Here is a 17313-nt window from a genome sequence, read left to right on the forward strand (position 1 = left end):
GCCCCGCACCGGTCAGGTCGGCGTCTTCCGGGGTTCGGCCACCGCAGCCGCCACCGGGGGCGCCGGTTGGATCCCCGAACCGGACCCGACGGACGCACCGATGAGCGTGTCCTGCGGGTAGGCCTCCTCGTCGTGCACACCGACGTCGCCGACCTCCAGGACCGGGTCGGGCAGCCGCAGCTTCATGAACAGCCCGAGGAACCTCAGGATCAGGAATGTGATCAACGCGTCCCAGACGATGATCGTCAGCGCCGCGCCGGCCTGCACGAGCAACTGTTTCGGATTGCCGTAGAGCAGGCCGGTGTAGGAGACGTCCGGCGTCCCGTTCCGGCCGAGGTAGACGATGATGTGCGGGTCGGCCAGGAACCCGACGAGCAGGCCGCCGCAGAGACCCGCGACGCCGTGGGTGTACACGACGCCAAGCGCGTCGTCGACCTTGCTGAACGGGCGCACCGTGGACAGCTTGTTCCAGGACAACCAGACCAGCGACGACGCGATCAGGCCGATGAGCAGGGCACCGAGCCCGTTCACGTACCCGGCGGCCGGGGTGATCGCGACCAGGCCGGTGATCATGCCGTTGATCCCGCCGAGGAACGTCGGCTTGTGGTCGACCCCGAACAGCATGTCCAGGACGACCCAGGCCAGCACGGCCGTCGCGGTGGCGAGGTTCGTGTTGAGCACTGCCGTGGCGGCGTCGGCGCCGGCGAAGTAGGGGTCCCCACCGTTGAAGCCGTTCCAGCCGAGCCACAGCAGGCCGGCGCCGGCGGCGGCCATCGGCAGGTTGTTGGGCACCGCGCGGGCCCGGTCCCGGGCCAGCCGCGGGCCGATCACCGCGGCGGCGACGAACCCCGAGGTCCCCGCCGCGAGGTGGATGACGTAGCCGCCGCTGTAGTCGAGGGAACCCTGCTGCGCCCACCAGCCGCCGCCCCAGAGCAGGAACGCGTTGACCGAGTAGGCCAGCGTGGACCACAGCGGAACGAAGATCAGCCATACCTTGAAGTTGATCCGTCCGACGACGCTGCCGAGGAACAGCAGCGGCGTGATACCCGCGAAGACGAACTGGAAGTAGGCCAGCGTGGACTGCGGGAAGCGGAAGGCCGGCATCTGGCCGTCGAGCAGCGGGATCACCGCCTGCTGCTGGGTGCCGGAACCGAGGATGGGGCCGGGTTTGCCGACCACACCGGCCAGGATGCCCGGGCCCAGCTTCAGCGGCTCACCGAACCCCATCTTGAACACCCAGAGAACCCAGACCAGCAGCACCAGGGAGAAGCCGGTGAACGCCATGATCATGGTGTTCACCGCCCACTTCCGCTGGACGATCCCGCCGTACAGAACGGCGATACCCGGAATGCTCATCAGCCCGACCAGGGTGGCCGCGACGAGTTGCCAGGCGTTGTCTCCGGCGTTGAGCCAATCGGGGTACGGAACCATTTCCGGCAACCCTCCTGCCGTGCGATCACGGCGGTACCCGGAGGGGCCCGTCGCGATCATCTCCTGCCTGACCAGGGGAGCAGGTAAAAAGCGTGCGCGCCTGCTGTTGCACGAGCGTTATCGCGGGTGACCGTGGGGTTAACTCTGCCGCACTCAGGTGAGGCTTTCCCAGGCCACACGCGGTGGCACCGGGAAACGATTGGTCACGCTATGCGTGAAAACTCCGGTAACATTTCGGGACAACGTGAGATAACCCCTATCCGGCAGCCGGACCGAGAATGCCCCGAGACCGGGCGGGATCGGACGTGTCCGGCCATGAGGGATACTGCCCGATCGTGACGCCGATGCATCCCCTGGTGCCATGGTTCGCAGCGACCGCACGGGACCTGCCGTGGCGGCGACCGGAGACCACGCCGTGGGGGGTACTGGTCAGCGAGTTCATGCTGCAGCAGACGCCGGTGGCCCGGGTCGAACCGGTCTGGCTGCGGTGGATGGCCGACTGGCCGGTGCCGTCGGCGCTGGCCGCGGCGTCCCGGGCCGACGTGCTGCGCGCCTGGGGCAAGCTCGGCTATCCGCGGCGCGCGTTGCGCCTGCACCAGGCCGCCGCGGTGATCGCCACCGAGCACACGGACGTCGTCCCGTCCGATGTGGACGTGCTGGAGTCGCTGCCCGGGGTGGGCTCCTACACCGCGCGGGCCGTCGCGGCGTTCGGCTACGGCAAGCGCTGCCCCGTCGTCGACACGAACGTGCGGCGAGTGGTCGCCCGCGCGGTGCACGGCCGCGGCGACGCCGGGCCGGCCCGGGCACGCGCCGACCTGGCCGACGTCGAGGCCCTGCTACCACCCGACGAGCCCACCGCGGCGACGCTGTCGGCCGCGCTCATGGAGCTCGGCGCCGTGGTGTGCACGGCCCGGTCGCCGCGCTGCGAGGTCTGCCCGCTGCGGGCCGGCTGCGCCTGGCAGAACGCGGGACGCCCGGAGTACACCGGGCCGCGCAAGGCGCCGCAGGCGTTCGCCGGGACCGATCGGCAGGTCCGCGGCCGGCTGCTCGACGTGCTGCGCGGCGCGGCGGCCCCGGTGGAGAAGGCCGCGCTCGACGCAGCCTGGTCCGACGCCGCGCAGCGCGACCGCTGCCTCGACTCGCTGCTCGTCGACGGGCTGGCCGAGCAGCTCGACGACGGCCGCTTCGCCCTCCCGGCCTGAGCTGTGGCGCAGACCGTGCGGGTCCGCCTCGACGAGACCGCCGAGACCGAGCTGACCGGGCTGCGGGCCCGCGCCGCCGGCCGCGGCCTGCCCGTGCCCGCGGACCGGCCCACCGTCACCTTCGCCGCCGCGGCCACCATCCCGGCCGCCGCCCGCGCCGCGCTGGCCGACGAGCTGCGGGTGCTCACGCTGCCGGCGTTGTGGCTGGCCACCCTCGGCACGGTCGCCGGGCGCGACGACGAGCTGGTGCTCGCCGCGATCGTCGACGCCGAGCTGCTCGCGGTGCACGCCGCCGTGCACGACGCGCTCGCCGGCCGGGTCCGCTCCCCCTTCGCCGCCTACCTGCCCGGTTCCTGGCTTCCGCACTGCGTCCTCGCATCGGACCGGCCCGCCGAGGCGTTCGCGGCGCTCTACCCGGTGCACCCGGTACGGGCGCGGGTGGTGGGCGTCGAGATCGCCGACAGCCGCACCGGCACCGCCGAGCCGCTGTTCTCCTGACCGGGAGCTCCGCCGGGTGGGCGCCGGCTCAGCCGGCCCCGGCGAGGAACTTCTCCACCGCCTCCCGGTAGGCGCCGGGAGCGCCCGCGTGCACGAGGTGCCCGCTGCCCGGGATCCGCACGTGCCGGGCACCGGGGATCGCGGCGGCAATCCGCTCGGCCTGCCCGTCCGGGACCACGCTCTCCTCGGCCTGCAGCAGCAGGGTCGGGCAGCGCACGGCGGGGAGCACGTCCCAGTAGGCGCGCCGCGCCCACTCCGACGCGATCTCGACGACGTGCTCGGTGCGGCTGAGCAGGTGGTAGCCGTCGGCGCGCTCCTCGACGCACTCCGCCATGTAGTCACCGAACTCCGGGCGCGGGTGACCGAACGCCCGGCGGACCGCGGCCAGCGAGGGGAACGGCTGGGGCAACGCCCCGAACCAGGCCCGGGCGTCGTCGACGCTGCGGCCGCGGAAGTCCACCGCCATGTCCTCCACCACGGCCGCGCGGACCAGGTCCGGGCGCCGGGCGGCCAGCACCAGCGCGTGCAGCCCACCCATCGAGTGGCCGATCACCACGGCCGGGCCGGCCCCCGCCTGCTCGAGGATCTCGGCGGCGTCGGCGGCCATCCGCTCGGCCGTCCACGGGCCGGCGGCCTGCGAGCGGCCGTGCCCGCGGGCGTCGAAGGCCAGTACCCGGCCGTGCCCGGTGAGCCAGCCGGTGACCGGCCACCACGTGGTCGCCCGCCCCATCAGGCCGTGCAGCAGCAGGATCGGCGGCCCGTCGCCGCCGAACTCGACGACGGCCAGGTACACGCCGTCAGAGGTCCGCACCGAACGTCGCACGCCCGCATTCTGCTACTAGCCTTGTGTCATGGCAGTCGTGAAGATCAACGCAATCGAGGTCCCCGAGGGCGCAGGCCCTGAGCTGGAGCAGCGGTTCGCCCACCGACTGCACGCCGTGGACGGCCAGAAGGGATTCATCTCCTTCGAGCTGCTGCGTCCCGTGTCCGGCGACAACCGGTACTTCGTGGTGACGCACTGGGAGAGCGACGAGGACTTCCAGGCGTGGATGAAGGGCCCCGCCATGGAGGCGCACGCGGGCGAGCGGGCCCGTCCGGTCGGCACCGGCTCGTCGCTGCTGGAGTTCGAGGTCGTCCAGTCCTCCACTCCCGACCGGTCCTGAGCCCCGTCGAGCTCGAGCGGGCCGCAGCGCTCCTGCGCGGCGCCGACGCGCTTCTCATCTGCGCCGGTGCCGGCATGGGGGTCGACTCAGGGCTGCCGGACTTCCGCGGCACCGAGGGCTTCTGGCGGGCCTACCCGCCCTATCGGGCCCTCGGGCTGGCCTTCGAGGAGCTCGCCGACCCGGTGCATTTCGCCGACGACCCCGGGCTCGCCTGGGGCTTCTACGGCCATCGGCTCGAGCTCTACCGGACGACGGTGCCGCACGCCGGGTTCGGGGTGCTGCTGGAGTGGTCGCGACGCCGGCAGGCCCGGGTGTTCACCTCGAACGTCGACGGGCAGTTCCAGCGGGCCGGGTTCGCCGACGACGTCGTCGCGGAGTGCCACGGCTCGATCCACCACCTGCAGTGCCTGGCCGGGTGCGGGCAGCCGGTGTGGTCCGCCGACGGCGTCGCCGTGCAGGTCGACACCGCGACGATGCGGGCGGACCCGCCGCTGCCGGCGTGTCCGCGGTGCGGTGCGGTGGCCCGGCCCAACATCCTGATGTTCGGCGACCGGTCGTGGGAGCCCGGCCGCTCGCAGGTCGCGCTGGAAGCGCACCAGGCGTGGCTGCGCAGCCTCCGCGCCGAGGGCGTCCGGCCGGCCGTCGTGGAACTCGGCGCGGGCACCGCGGTGCCGACCGTGCGCCGGCAGGCCGAGCTGGCCTCCGCGGCGTCCGGGGCGCTGGTCCGGATCAACGTCCGGGAGCCGGAGGTCCGGCACGGCCGCGGCGTCGGCCTGGCCGCTGCCGCGGCGCAGACCCTGCTGGCCCTCGACCCCCTCGTCCGCGGAGCGGACCCGGCCCCGGCCACCCGCAGGTGACCGGGGCCGGACCCGGGCCGCGCGTCACACCCCGTCGAGGGCGGCCGATTCCTCGTCGGTGAACAGGCGGGAGCGGATCAGGAAGCGGACGTTTTCCGGCGCCTCCACCGAGAACCCGCTGCCCCGGCCGGCCACCACGTCGACGGTGAGGTGGGTGTGCCTCCAGTACTCGAACTGTGACCCCGACATCCAGAAGCCGATGGGCGCGAGCCCCTCGACGTGCAGGTCGCCCAGGTGGACGTCCGAGCCGCCGGTCCGGAAGTCCCCTTCCGGGTAGCACATCGGCGCACTGCCGTCGCAGCAGCCGCCGGACTGGTGGAACATCAGCGGACCGTGGATCTCCGTCAGCCTGACGAGAAGATCCGCGGCCGCCGGTGTCAGCGCCACCCGGGCGGGCCGCTGACCCATCAGAAGAAGCCCTGGGCGTTCTGCGAGTAGCTGACCAGCATGTTCTTCGTGTTCTGGTAGTGGTCCAGCATCATCTTGTGGTTCTCGCGCCCGACGCCGGACTGCTTGTAACCACCGAACGCCGCGTGCGCGGGGTACGCGTGGTAGTTGTTCACCCACACCCGGCCGGCCTGGATGTCACGGCCCGCCCGGTAGGCGGTGTTGCCGTCACGGGACCAGACCGCCGCGCCGAGCCCGTACAGGGTGTCATTGGCGATCGTGATGGCGTCGTCGTAGTCGGAGAACCGGGTCACCGAGACGACCGGGCCGAAGATCTCCTCCTGGAAGATCCGCATCGCGTTGTTGCCCTCGAAGATCGTCGGCTGCACGTAGTAGCCGCCGGAGAGCTCACCGCCGAGGTCGGCGCGCCCGCCACCGGTGAGGATCTTGGCGCCCTCCTGCCGGCCGATGTCGATGTAGGACAGGATCTTCTCGAGCTGATCGTTCGAGGCCTGAGCGCCGATCATGGTCTCGGTGTCGAGCGGGTGGCCCTGCTTGATCTGCTCGACGCGCTTGACGCACTGACCCAGGAAGTCGTCGTAGATCCCGCCCTGGATGAGCGCGCGCGACGGGCAGGTGCAGACCTCGCCCTGGTTGAGCGCGAACATCGCGAAGCCCTCGAGCGCCTTGTCGTGGAACGCGTCCTGCCGGTCGGCGACGTCGTCGAAGAAGACGTTGGGGCTCTTGCCACCCAGCTCCAGCGTCACCGGGATCAGGTTCTCGCTCGCGTACTGCATGATCAGCCGGCCGGTGGTGGTCTCACCGGTGAAGGCGATCTTGCGGATGCGCTTGTTCGAGGCGAGTGGCTTGCCGGCCTCGACCCCGAAGCCGTTGACGATGTTGACCACGCCCGGCGGCAGCAGGTCGGCGACCGTCTCCAGCAGCACGTGGATCGACGCCGGGGTCTGCTCGGCGGGCTTGAGCACGACCGCGTTGCCCGCGGCCAGTGCCGGAGCGAGCTTCCAGATCGCCATCAGGATCGGGAAGTTCCACGGGATGATCTGCCCGACCACGCCGAGCGGCTCGTGGAAGTGGTAGGCGATCGTGTCCTTGTCGATCTCCGAGATGCCGCCCTCCTGCGCGCGGATCGCACCGGCGAAGTAGCGCAGGTGGTCGATCGCGAGCGGGATGTCGGCGGCGAGGGTCTCCCGGCAGGCCTTGCCGTTCTCCCAGCTCTCGGCGATGGCGATCTTCTCGAGGTTCGCCTCGATCCGATCGGCCATCTTGTTGAGGATGTTCGCGCGCTCGGTCACCGACGTCTTGCCCCACGCCGGCGCGGCGGCGTGCGCGGCGTCGAGGGCGGCCTCGACGTCCTCGGCCGTACCACGGGCGACCTCGGTGAAGGGCTGCCCGGTGACCGGGGTGGGGTTCTCGAAGTACTGGCCCTTCACCGGGGCCACGTAGTCACCGCCGATGAAGTGCTCGTAGCGGGGCTTGAACTGCACGACGCTGCCGGCCTCGCCGGGAGCCGCGTACTTCGCCATGTCGGTCCTTCCACGTCATTGGGATGAGGTGATCCCGGACACTAGGAAGACGGGGGTTGCAACCGGGTTGCACGCAGATGCACCATGATTCGATATGTAGAACCGAATTTGCGGATCCATCACGCCATCGCCGACGAAGCCGCAGCGTGTCTCGAGGAACCATGACGAGGGCTCAGCCCCCCAGCGCGACCGCCGGGATCACCGATCCGGTGGCGCGCGCCCGACTGCTCGCCCAGGTGCGTGAGGCGGTACTGAACGGGACCGAGGCACCGGCCGCCCCACGGCCGATCGTGTCCGACTCCTGGCAGCGCTCGCTCGCCGCACGGGTCGACCCCGACCACGGCGGCCCGGCCCACGTGTACGAGCCCGGCGAGATCGGCGGCATCCGGGAGGCCCACCCGTTGGCGCCGGTCGTACCGGTGCTCCGCGACACCCTCGTGGGCATCGCCGACGAGGCCATGCACATGATGATCGTGACCGACGCCCAGGGGCACATCCTGTGGCGCGAGGGCCAGCACGACGTGCTGCGCCGCGCCGAGCGCGTCGACCTCGTCGAGGGCACCCGCTGGACCGAGGACTCGATCGGCACGAACGCGATGGGTACCGCGCTGGCCGCGGACCGTGCCGTCCAGATCCACTCCGCCGAGCACCTCGTCCGCGCATACCACACCTGGACCTGTGCGGCCGCCCCGATCCACGATCCCGACACCGGTGAGGTGGTCGGCGCCGTCGACGTCACCGGCCCGCTGCGCACCTTCCACCCGGCGACGCTGGCCCTGGTCGTGGCCGCCGCCCGGCTCGCCGAGAACCACCTCGCCACGCGGCTGGCCGTCCGCGACGAACTGCTGCGGGCCCGTAACCTGCCGCACCTCGCGGGCCTGCGCGGCCGGCCCGGCGCGCTGCTCAGCCCCCGGGGACGTGTGCTGGCCGTGCAGCCACAGGGCTGGCTGCCCGACCGGGTTCTCCTGCCGCAGGCCGGTGACCGCATCTCCCTGGGCGAGCACGGTGAGGGCGTGCTCGAGCCGCTCGCGGAAGGCTACCTGCTGCGGCTGCACCGGCCGGGGGTACGGCGCCGCCCGACGCTCGCACTGCCGTTCCTGGGCACCGAACGGCCGACCGCGCGCCTCGACGGCCGCACGGTGCGGCTGAGCCTGCGGCACGCCGAACTGCTCGCCCTGCTCGCGCTGCACCCCGAGGGCCGCTCCGCCGACCAACTGGCCACCGACCTGTACGGCGACCACGGGAACCCCGTCACGGTGCGCGCGGAGATGCATCGACTGCGCGTCGCGCTCGACGCCGGGATGATCCGCACCCAGCCCTACCGGCTGCAGGCGAGCGTCGACGCCGACTTCCTGCACGTCCGCGACGCGCTGACCGCGGGCCGTGTGCGCGAGGCCGCAGAGCTCTACCGGGGGCCGCTGCTGGCCACGTCCGAGGCCCCCGGCGTCCGCGACGAACGCGAGCACCTCGCCGCCGCGGTCCGCCGTGCCGTATTGGGCCAGGGCGACGTCGCGGCGATGTGGGCCCTCGCCGGCACCCCCGGCGGCGCCGACGACCAGGAGCTCGTCGAACGCCTGCTCCGGCTGCTCCCACGCACCGACCCCCGCCACGCCGTGCTCACCGCCCGAACCCCCTGACCCGCGAGTCGGCACTTTCGGTACCGCGAGTCGGCACCTTTCGTTGCGCGAATCGCGGTACCGCCGCGCGCGTCGCGGTCAGCGCGCCGGCGAGGCGGGGTGTTCGTCGAGCCGGTCGGGGATGCCGTCGTCGTCGCTGTCGGGCAGCCGGGGGTCGGAGAGCCCCCCCCGTACCGCCTCCAGCTGGGCCGCCAGCGCGAACCCGGCCAGCAGCGCGATGCCGGTGACATTGGCCCACAGCAGCAGCGCCATGACGGCCGTCAGCGGACCGTACGTCTCGCCGAATCCGGCCGCCAGGGCGACGTACAGCGCCAGCAGGCCGGACCCGGCGAGCCACGCCAGGACGGTCACGACACCGCCGACGGCCAGCCAGCTCGACCCGGGCTGGCGGCGGCGCGGCGCGAACCGCAGCAGCGCCGTCACGGCAACGACCAGCGCCACCAGGCCGCAGGGCCAGCGCAGCACGTCCCAGAGCTCCTCCGCCGTGTCACCCCAGCGGTAGACCTGCTCCATCGCCTCGCCGAAGGGCTCCCCGGCGACGATCAGGAGCAGGCCGATCGTCATCGACACGCCTGCGGTGGCCGTCAGCAGGGCGGCGCGGCCGTACTTGCGCAGCGCGGGCCGGTCGCGCTCCGTGCCGTAGATCCGGTTGGCACCGCGCTCCAGCTGAGCGAACGCCGACGTGGCCGCGGCGAATGCGGTGACCAGCCCCAGCACGACGACGACCTCGGCCCGCTCGCTGCCCTCGTCACCGGTGTTACCGATCGCCTGCTGGACCAGGGCATCGCTGCTCCCCGGCGAGATCGCCACCACCGTACGTGCGATGACCTCGGCGAACGACTCCACGCCGACCGCCGTCGCGAGTCCGGCCCCCGCGATGACGAGCGGTACCGCGGCGAGCGCGAGCTGCAGGGCGAACGCCCGGGCGTGGCTGAACCCGTCGCCGTAGCGCAACCGCACGAATCCCGTGGCCAGCAGGTGCCACAGGCCGAAGCGGCACACGGTGTGCCAGGCGTCGTCGGCGGACAGCTCGGCGCCGGTCATGCGCCGGGTCTCCGGGACGGCGCGGACCGAACTCATGGCGGCAACGGTAGGCCGGGAGAGCCGCCAGACGCCGGAAGGCCGGCCCGGACACATGGTCCGGACCGGCCTTCGGTACTGCGGTCTAGCTGGACGTGCTCACTCACTCGTCGCCGGCACCGGCCAGGTCGACCGGCGGGGCGTCGGGGACGTTCACGGCCGGCTTCGGCTCACCCCGGAAGGTGAAGCGCGCCTTGTCGTCCGCGGCCCGGGAGCCCTCGGGGGCGTCCGGGTCGATGCCCTCGACGTCGACGACCACGATCTGGCCCGGCTCGACCTCGCCGAACAGGATCTTCTCGGACAGCTGGTCCTCGATCTCCCGCTGGATGGTCCGGCGCAGCGGCCGGGCGCCCAGCACGGGGTCGAAGCCCCGCCGCGCGAGCAGCCCCTTGGCCGCAGGCGTGAGCTCGATGCCCATGTCCTTGTTGGCCAGCTGGGCCTCGACGCGGGTGATCATGAGGTCCACCATCGTGATGATCTGCTCTTCGGTGAGCTGGTGGAACACGATGATGTCGTCGATGCGGTTCAGGAACTCCGGGCGGAAGTGCTTCTTCAGCTCGTCGTTGACCTTCGACTTCATCCGCTCGTAGTTCGACGCCTCGTCGTTGCCGGACGCGAAGCCGAGCCCGACGGCCTTCGAGATGTCCTGGGTGCCGAGGTTCGAGGTGAAGATGATGACGGTGTTCTTGAAGTCCACCGTCCGGCCCTGACCGTCGGTCAGGCGGCCGTCCTCGAGGACCTGCAGGAGGGTGTTGTAGACCTCCTGGTGGGCCTTCTCGATCTCGTCGAACAGCACGACCGAGAACGGCTTGCGGCGCACCTTCTCGGTGAGCTGGCCGCCCTCCTCGTAGCCCACGTAGCCGGGAGGGGCACCGAAGAGCCGCGAGGCGGTGTAGCGGTCGTGGAACTCACCCATGTCGATCTGGATGAGCGCGTCGTCCTCGCCGAACAGGAAGTTCGCCAGCGCCTTGGACAGCTCGGTCTTACCGACACCGGACGGGCCGGCGAAGATGAACGAGCCGGACGGGCGCTTCGGGTCCTTCAGGCCGGCGCGGGTGCGGCGGATCGCCTGCGAGACCGCCTTGACGGCGTCCTCCTGGCCGATGATCCGCTTGTGCAGCTCGTCCTCCATGCGGAGCAGACGCGTGGTCTCCTCCTCGGTGAGCTTGAACACCGGGATGCCGGTCCAGTTGGCGAGCACCTCGGCGATCTGCTCGTCGTCGACCTCGGCGACGACGTCCAGGTCACCGGACTTCCACTGCTTCTCCCGCTCGGACTTCTGGCCGAGCAGCTGCTTCTCCTGGTCGCGCAGGTGCGCGGCCCGCTCGAAGTCCTGCGCGTCGATCGCGGACTCCTTGTCGCGGCGGACAGCGGCGATCCGCTCGTCGAACTCGCGCAGGTCCGGCGGCGCGGTCATCCGGCGGATCCGCATCCGGGCACCGGCCTCGTCGATCAGGTCGATCGCCTTGTCGGGCAGGTAGCGGTCGCTGATGTACCGGTCGGCCAGGGTGGCCGCGGCGACCAGGGCCGGGTCGGTGATGGTGACCCGGTGGTGCGCCTCGTACCGGTCTCGCAGACCCTTCAGGATCTCGATGGTGTGCGTGACGCTCGGCTCGCCGACCTGGATCGGCTGGAAGCGGCGCTCCAGGGCCGGGTCCTTCTCGACGTACTTGCGGTACTCGTCGAGCGTCGTCGCACCGATCGTCTGCAGCTCACCGCGGGCCAGCATCGGCTTGAGGATGCTGGCGGCGTCGATCGCGCCCTCGGCGGCACCCGCACCCACCAGGGTGTGGATCTCGTCGATGAACAGGATGATGTCGCCGCGCGTGCGGATCTCCTTGAGCACCTTCTTCAGGCGCTCCTCGAAGTCACCGCGGTAGCGGGAACCGGCGACCAGGGAGCCCAGGTCGAGCGTGTAGAGCTGCTTGTCCTTGAGCGTCTCGGGCACCTCGCCCTTGACGATGCCCTGGGCCAGCCCCTCGACGACGGCGGTCTTGCCGACACCGGGCTCGCCGATCAGGACGGGGTTGTTCTTGGTCCTCCGGGAGAGGACCTGCATGACCCGCTCGATCTCCTTCTCCCGGCCGATGACCGGGTCCAGCTTGCCCTCACGGGCCTGCTGGGTGAGGTTGCGACCGAACTGGTCAAGGACCAGCGACGACGACGGGGTGCCCTCGCCACGGCCCGCGGAGGCCTCGGCGGGCTCCTTGCCCTGGTAGCCGGACAGCAGCTGCAGGACCTGCTGGCGGACCCGGTTCAGGTCGGCGCCCAGCTTGACCAGCACCTGCGCCGCGACGCCCTCACCCTCGCGGATCAGGCCGAGCAGGATGTGCTCGGTGCCGATGTAGTTGTGCCCGAGCTGCAGCGCCTCGCGCAGGGACAGCTCGAGGACCTTCTTGGCCCGCGGCGTGAAGGGGATGTGCCCCGACGGCGCCTGCTGGCCCTGGCCGATGATCTCCTCGACCTGCTGACGGACGCCCTCCAGGGCGATCCCGAGCGACTCGAGCGCCTTGGCGGCCACACCCTCGCCCTCGTGGATCAGGCCAAGGAGGATGTGCTCGGTGCCGATGTAGTTGTGGTTGAGCATCCGGGCCTCTTCTTGCGCCAGGACGACAACCCGCCTTGCTCGGTCAGTGAACCTCTCGAACATTCGCACTCCTTGCCTGCTGCGCCCACACATGCGGCGCGCGCTGCACCGCGGACGCCCCATACCACTGTATCGGGCGGACGGCTCCTACCGCCTCCAGCGCGCGCCTGGCGCACCCGCTCGAGCACAACGCGGTCCCATCCTGTGGGATTCCCGGCAGGTGAACGGGCGGCGTCATCGAGCTGTGAGGACGATCTCAGATCCAGTGCCCGCCCCCGCCGCCGGGCCTCAGCGGGCCGCGGCCGCCCGCTGCTCGGCGTCGCGTTCGGCCGCCTTGTCGACCCGGAAGCCATCCTCGTCGCGGCCGCGCCGCCAGTACCCGGAGATCGACAACTGCTCCCGCGGCACACCGCGCTCGTCGAGCAGGTGCCGGCGCAGGTCTCTGACCTCCCCGGCCTCGCCGTGCACGAACGCATGCACCCGGCCCGCCGGGAACTCCAGGGCCCGCACGGCATCGACCAGACCCGGGCCGCCGTCGGCGCGGTACAGCCAGGTGATCCGCGCGCCGGCCGGGGACGACAGGTCCTGCCGCTCGGCGGCGTCCTCGACCTCGATCAGCGCGTACGCCGGGACGCCGGCGGGGAGCCGCTCGAGTGCGGCGCCGATCGCCGGAAGCGCGGCCTCGTCGCCGATCAGCAGGTGCCAGTCGGCGTCGCGGCGCGGCGCGTAGGCCCCGCCGGGGCCGAGCAGGCGCAGCCGGTCACCGGGACGGGCGGCCGCCGCCCACGGGCCCGCCAGCCCGGAGTCGCCGTGATGGACGAAGTCGATCGTCAGTTCGCCGGCGGCCGGGTCGAAGGCACGCACGGTATAGGTGCGGGTAGCCGGCCACTGGTCACGAGGCAGATCGCGCCGGACCGCGTCGAGATCGAGCGGCTCCGGATAGTCCACACCGGGCTGCGGGAAGACGAGTTTGACGTACCGATCCGTGTAAGGCGTGTCCGGGAATTCGGCGAGATCCGCGCCCCCGGCCACGACCCGGATCATGTGCGGGCTCACACGCTCGGTGCGCAGCACCTCGAGGCTCGTGAGTGTGCGGGCCATCGATCCTCCCCCATCGGCGACGGGCGGCGCCGCGGAGCCGGCCCGGCTGTCGCGGCCAGGCTATCCCCGTTGCGAAAAGGACGACGGGGCCGACCGGATATCCGGTCGGCCCCGTCGGCACCACTGGAGTGCCGATGTCAGCGCCGATGTCACCGGCACCTCGGCACTGCCACGCAGGCGTCAGTTCTCCTGGTGGTAGGCCTCGAGCACGTCGGCCGGGATCCGGCCGCGGTCGGAAACCTTCATCCCGCGCTTGCGGGCCCAGTCACGAATGGCCTGGTTCTGCTCACGGTCGATCGACGGGCGACGGCTCCCGCCGCCGGAAGCACCGCCGCCCGAACCCCGGCGCCGGCCGGCGGAACGACGCGCGGCGGCCACATAGGCGGCCAACGCGTCACGAAGCCTTCCGGCATTGTCCGTCGACAGGTCGATCTCGTAGTTCTTGCCGTCGATCCCGAACTCGACGGTCTCGTCAGCCGCCTCGCCGCTCAGGTCGTCGATGAGTCTGATCTCACGGATCTGCGCCACCGCCGCAGCCCTCCATGCATAATCGTTGGGTAATGTCATGCGGCGATGCCGCTAAATGCAGCCTATCTGCATTACAGCGGCACTGTCGAGTCGGCCCCGCCCGAAGCGCCCTCAGAACGGCGAAATCAGCAGGGAAGTGCGGCGGGTCTCACTCCGGCCGGACCAGCGGGAACAGAATGGTCTCGCGGATCCCCGACCCGGTCAGGGTCATGAGCAGCCGGTCGATACCCATTCCCATGCCACCGGTCGGCGGCATTCCGTACTCCATCGCCCGCAGGAAGTCCTCGTCGAGCTGCATCGCCTCGATGTCACCGGCCGCGGCGAGCAGCGATTGCGCGTGCAGCCGCTCGCGCTGCTCGACGGGGTCGACCAGCTCGGAGTAGGCGGTGGCCAGCTCCGTACCGAAGACGATGAGATCCCACGCCTCGGCCAGCCGCGGGTCGTCCCTGTGCTGGCGGGTCAGCGGACGCACCTCGACCGGGTAGTCCCGAACGAACGTCGGCTCGATCAACGTATGCTCGACCAGCTTCTCGAACAGTTCGAGCACGATCTCGCCGGCCGACCAGGAATCCTTCAGCTCGACCTCGTGCTTCGCCGCCAACTTTCGGAGCGTTTCGACCGAAGTGTCCACGGTCACATCCTGTTCGACCGCTTCCGACACAGCCTGGTGCAGGGTGACGGAACGCCAAGTCCCGCCCAGGTCGTGTTCGGACCCGTCCGCGTGACGAACGACCGTGGAACCGAAGACGGCCCGCGCGCTTTCGAGCACCAACTCCCGGGTGAGCTCAGCCATGTCGTCGTAGGTCGCGTAGGCCTGGTAGGCCTCCAGCATCGCGAACTCAGGCGAATGGGTCGAATCAATGCCCTCGTTCCGGAACACCCGGTTGAGTTCGAAGACGCGGTCGATGCCGCCCACGACGGACCGCTTCAGGAACAGTTCCGGCGCGATCCGCAGGTAGAGGTCGGTATCGAGTGCATTTGCGTGGGTCACGAACGGTCGGGCGGTCGCGCCGCCGTGCAGCAGCTGGAGCATCGGCGTCTCGACCTCGATGAATCCGCGCCGCTCGAAAGCCGAGCGCAGGGTGCGCAGGACGGTCGATCGGGCGCGCACCATCTCGCGGGCCTGCGGGCGCATGATCAGGTCGACGTAGCGCTGCCGGACGCGGGTCTCCTCGGACAGCTCGCGGTGGGCCACCGGCAGCGGCCGCACCGCCTTCGACACCATCGACCAGCTGCCGGCCGACACGGACAGCTCGCCGCGCCGGGAGGTGATCACCTCGCCCTTCACGAGCACGTGGTCACCGAGGTCGACCATCGACTTCCAGCGGGCCAGCTCCTCCTCGCCCACGTTGGCCAGGCTCAGCATCGCCTGCAGCTCGGTTCCGTCACCCTCACGCAGGGTGGCGAAGCAGAGCTTGCCGGTGTTCCGCTGGAAGATCACCCGGCCCGTGACGGCGACCTGGTCGCCGGTGGCGGTGTCCGGCGGGAGATCGGGGTGCGCCTCCCGGACCTGGCGCAGGGTGTGCGTGCGCGGGACCTCGACCGGGTACGGATCCGTCCCGGCGGCCAGCATTTCCTCACGCTTCGCGCGACGCACCCGGATCTGCTCAGGCAGGTCGTCGTCGAGCGGGCGCGGCGGTGTAGTCACGCTGAGCAAGATTAGCGAGGCCGCTGCGGCCGCCGACCGGCGGGACGCGTTGATGCAGGCGCATTCCGGCCCGCGGACGTACGGTCTGCCCATGTCCGACATTCCCGACCCGGATCGGCGGGCCCGGTCCTTCGGCGCCGTCGCCGCGGCGTACGCCGCGCATCGCCCCGGCTACCCCGACGCGGCGATCGACTGGGCTCTCGACCCGCTGGCCGGCCGGGCCGCGCCGCAGCTGCTCGACCTGGGTGCCGGCACCGGGAAGCTGACCGCGTCGCTGGTGGCCCGGCCCGGCACCACGGTCGTCGCCGTGGAGCCGGACGCGGAGATGCTCGCCCGGCTGCGGATCGAGGTGCCCGGCGCCACCGTGCTGGAAGGCAGCGCGGAGACGATCCCGCTGCCGAACGCCTCCGTCGACGCGGTGCTGTGCGGGCAGTCCTTCCACTGGTTCGACGAGGCTCGCGCGATGCCTGAGATCGCCCGCGTGCTGCGCCCCGGCGGCGTGCTCGCCGCGCTGTGGAACGCCGACGACAGCGACGTCGACTGGGTGGCCGGCTATCACGAGGTCGCGTCCCGGGACCTCCGGTGCCCGGGGTGCCGCGCGGCGGGGACCGCCCGGAGCTGCCCGCACACCCGGCCTTCGGCCCCGGCGAGCGCGCCGCGTTCGGTCACGGGATGCGGCTCACCGTCGACCGGCTGATCGACATGCTGGGCACGCACTCGTGGGCGCTGGTCAGCGAGCCCGCCGAGCGGGACGCGGCCTACGCCCGGATCCGGGCCTACCTGGCCACCCGGCCGGAGACCTGGGACTCACCGGACGGGATGTTCGAGCTGCCGCTGGTGACGACGGTGCTGCGCGCGTTGCGCAGGTAGGCCAGTCGCAGCCCGAGCAGCGTCAGGTCGGGCACGAACTCGGTGATGGTCTCCGACTCGCCCTCCATCAACGGGGCGAGCCCGCCGGTCGCGAGCACGGTGACCGGCCCCGCCTTGGGGCCCAGCTCGTCGAGGATCCGGTGCACCAGGCCGTCGACCTGCCCGGCGAAGCCGTAGAGGACGCCGGACTGCAGGCACTCGACGGTGTTCTTGCCGATCACCGAGCGCGGCCGCACCAGCTCCACCGTGCGCAGCGCCGCGGCCCGGGTGGCCAGCGCGTCGAGGGAGATCTCGATGCCCGGGGCCAGTGCGCCGCCGATGAACTCACCGCGCGCGGAGACCACGTCGATGTTCGTCGAGGTGCCGAAGTCGACGACGATGCACGCGGTGCCGTACAGCCGGTGCGCGGCGAGGGTGTTGACCACCCGGTCGGCACCCACCTCGCGGGGGTTGTCGACGAGCAGCGGCACGCCGGTCCGCACGCCCGGCCCGACCACCACCGTGGTCATCCGGGCGTTGCGCCGGTCGAGCATCAGCCGCAGCTCGCGCAGCAGCGACGGCACCGTGGACAACGCGGCGATGCCGGTGACGTGCGCCGCGTACTCGCCGAGCAGGCCGCGGATCGCCACCTCCAGCTCGTCGGCGGTCATCCGCGGGTCGGTGCGCATCCGCCAGTCCCGGACCAGTTCGGGACGCACCAGCTCCTCGGGGGCTTCGGGGTAGAGCCCCAGGGCGATCTGGGTGTTCCCGACGTCGATGCAGAGCAGCACGGTCGGGCCC

General features: G+C 71.5%; 17 protein-coding genes. 7 read left to right on the top strand and 10 right to left on the bottom strand.

The window, feature by feature from the left end; genetic code table 11:
- Window positions 1-12: 12 nt before the first annotated feature.
- Window positions 13-1431: an ammonium transporter gene (locus HF526_RS18145; RefSeq protein ID WP_169382677.1), complete on the bottom strand. Its 1419-nt coding sequence runs from the start codon at window positions 1429-1431 to the stop codon at window positions 13-15.
- Window positions 1432-1775: 344 nt separating this feature from the next.
- On the opposite strand from HF526_RS18145, the gene HF526_RS18150 reads away from it, so the two are divergent.
- Together HF526_RS18150 and HF526_RS18155 are read left to right on the top strand one after the other, a co-directional pair.
- Complete coding sequence (locus tag HF526_RS18150) at window positions 1776-2633, top strand: HhH-GPD family protein (RefSeq protein WP_169382678.1); 858 nt, start codon at window positions 1776-1778, stop codon at window positions 2631-2633.
- A gap of 3 nt (window positions 2634-2636) precedes the next feature.
- Entirely contained in the window at window positions 2637-3131 is a 495-nt protein-coding gene (locus HF526_RS18155; RefSeq protein ID WP_169382679.1) for a 2'-5' RNA ligase family protein, read from the top strand.
- 28 nt (window positions 3132-3159) lie between these two features.
- On the opposite strand, the gene HF526_RS18160 is transcribed toward HF526_RS18155, so the two are convergent.
- Window positions 3160-3954 (bottom strand): alpha/beta fold hydrolase, encoded by a 795-nt coding sequence (locus HF526_RS18160; protein ID WP_338051558.1) that lies wholly within the window; start codon window positions 3952-3954, stop codon window positions 3160-3162.
- A 28-nt stretch (window positions 3955-3982) separates the two neighbouring features.
- Here HF526_RS18160 and HF526_RS18165 point away from each other — a divergent pair, with 28 nt between their 5' ends.
- Window positions 3983-4294: an antibiotic biosynthesis monooxygenase family protein gene (locus HF526_RS18165; RefSeq protein ID WP_169382680.1), complete on the top strand. Its 312-nt coding sequence runs from the start codon at window positions 3983-3985 to the stop codon at window positions 4292-4294.
- Window positions 4295-4368: 74 nt separating this feature from the next.
- A complete protein-coding gene (locus HF526_RS18170) occupies window positions 4369-5151 on the top strand; it encodes an SIR2 family NAD-dependent protein deacylase (RefSeq protein ID WP_169382681.1) in 783 nt (260 codons plus the stop codon).
- 24 nt (window positions 5152-5175) lie between these two features.
- Here HF526_RS18170 and HF526_RS18175 read toward each other — a convergent pair whose 3' ends face one another.
- Together HF526_RS18175 and exaC are read right to left on the bottom strand one after the other, a co-directional pair.
- Window positions 5176-5559 (bottom strand): DUF779 domain-containing protein, encoded by a 384-nt coding sequence (locus HF526_RS18175; protein ID WP_169382682.1) that lies wholly within the window; start codon window positions 5557-5559, stop codon window positions 5176-5178.
- Window positions 5559-7082, bottom strand: a complete 1524-nt coding sequence (gene exaC / locus HF526_RS18180) for an acetaldehyde dehydrogenase ExaC (RefSeq protein WP_169382683.1) — start codon at window positions 7080-7082, stop codon at window positions 5559-5561. Before exaC ends, HF526_RS18175 begins: the two co-directional genes overlap by 1 nt.
- Window positions 7083-7243: 161 nt before the next feature.
- Here exaC and HF526_RS18185 point away from each other — a divergent pair, with 161 nt between their 5' ends.
- Window positions 7244-8719, top strand: coding sequence for a GAF domain-containing protein (locus HF526_RS18185; RefSeq protein WP_211177425.1), 1476 nt, complete (start codon window positions 7244-7246; stop codon window positions 8717-8719).
- A 78-nt stretch (window positions 8720-8797) separates the two neighbouring features.
- On the opposite strand, the gene HF526_RS18190 is transcribed toward HF526_RS18185, so the two are convergent.
- The 5 genes from HF526_RS18190 to lysS form a co-directional block, all read right to left on the bottom strand.
- Window positions 8798-9799, bottom strand: a complete 1002-nt coding sequence (locus HF526_RS18190) for a YihY/virulence factor BrkB family protein (protein WP_211177426.1) — start codon at window positions 9797-9799, stop codon at window positions 8798-8800.
- Window positions 9800-9902: 103 nt separating this feature from the next.
- On the bottom strand, window positions 9903-12449 hold the full coding sequence (locus HF526_RS18195) for an ATP-dependent Clp protease ATP-binding subunit (protein ID WP_169382686.1): 2547 nt from the start codon (window positions 12447-12449) through the stop codon (window positions 9903-9905).
- A gap of 225 nt (window positions 12450-12674) precedes the next feature.
- Window positions 12675-13487, bottom strand: a complete 813-nt coding sequence (locus tag HF526_RS18200; protein ID WP_169382687.1) for a siderophore-interacting protein — start codon at window positions 13485-13487, stop codon at window positions 12675-12677.
- Between the two features lie 180 nt (window positions 13488-13667).
- Window positions 13668-14015 carry an Lsr2 dimerization domain-containing protein gene (locus tag HF526_RS18205; protein WP_169382688.1) on the bottom strand — a complete coding sequence of 116 codons (348 nt, stop codon included), beginning with the start codon at window positions 14013-14015 and terminating at the stop codon, window positions 13668-13670.
- Between the two features lie 148 nt (window positions 14016-14163).
- Window positions 14164-15663: a lysine--tRNA ligase gene (gene lysS / locus HF526_RS18210; RefSeq protein ID WP_338051559.1), complete on the bottom strand. Its 1500-nt coding sequence runs from the start codon at window positions 15661-15663 to the stop codon at window positions 14164-14166.
- A gap of 91 nt (window positions 15664-15754) precedes the next feature.
- Here lysS and HF526_RS18215 point away from each other — a divergent pair, with 91 nt between their 5' ends.
- Window positions 15755-16360: a class I SAM-dependent methyltransferase gene (locus HF526_RS18215; protein ID WP_239028830.1), complete on the top strand. Its 606-nt coding sequence runs from the start codon at window positions 15755-15757 to the stop codon at window positions 16358-16360.
- Window positions 16336-16533 (top strand): hypothetical protein, encoded by a 198-nt coding sequence (locus HF526_RS35470; RefSeq protein ID WP_239028831.1) that lies wholly within the window; start codon window positions 16336-16338, stop codon window positions 16531-16533. The genes HF526_RS18215 and HF526_RS35470 overlap by 25 nt, the downstream gene beginning before the upstream one ends.
- On the opposite strand, the gene HF526_RS18220 is transcribed toward HF526_RS35470, so the two are convergent.
- A complete protein-coding gene (locus HF526_RS18220; protein WP_169382690.1) occupies window positions 16440-17303 on the bottom strand; it encodes a type III pantothenate kinase in 864 nt (287 codons plus the stop codon). The two genes, HF526_RS35470 and HF526_RS18220, sit on opposite strands and share 94 nt — an antisense overlap.
- Between the last annotated feature and the right edge of the window lie 10 nt (window positions 17304-17313).

This window comes from Pseudonocardia acidicola, assembly GCF_012911935.1.
Taxonomy (GTDB): domain Bacteria; phylum Actinomycetota; class Actinomycetes; order Mycobacteriales; family Pseudonocardiaceae; genus Pseudonocardia; species Pseudonocardia acidicola.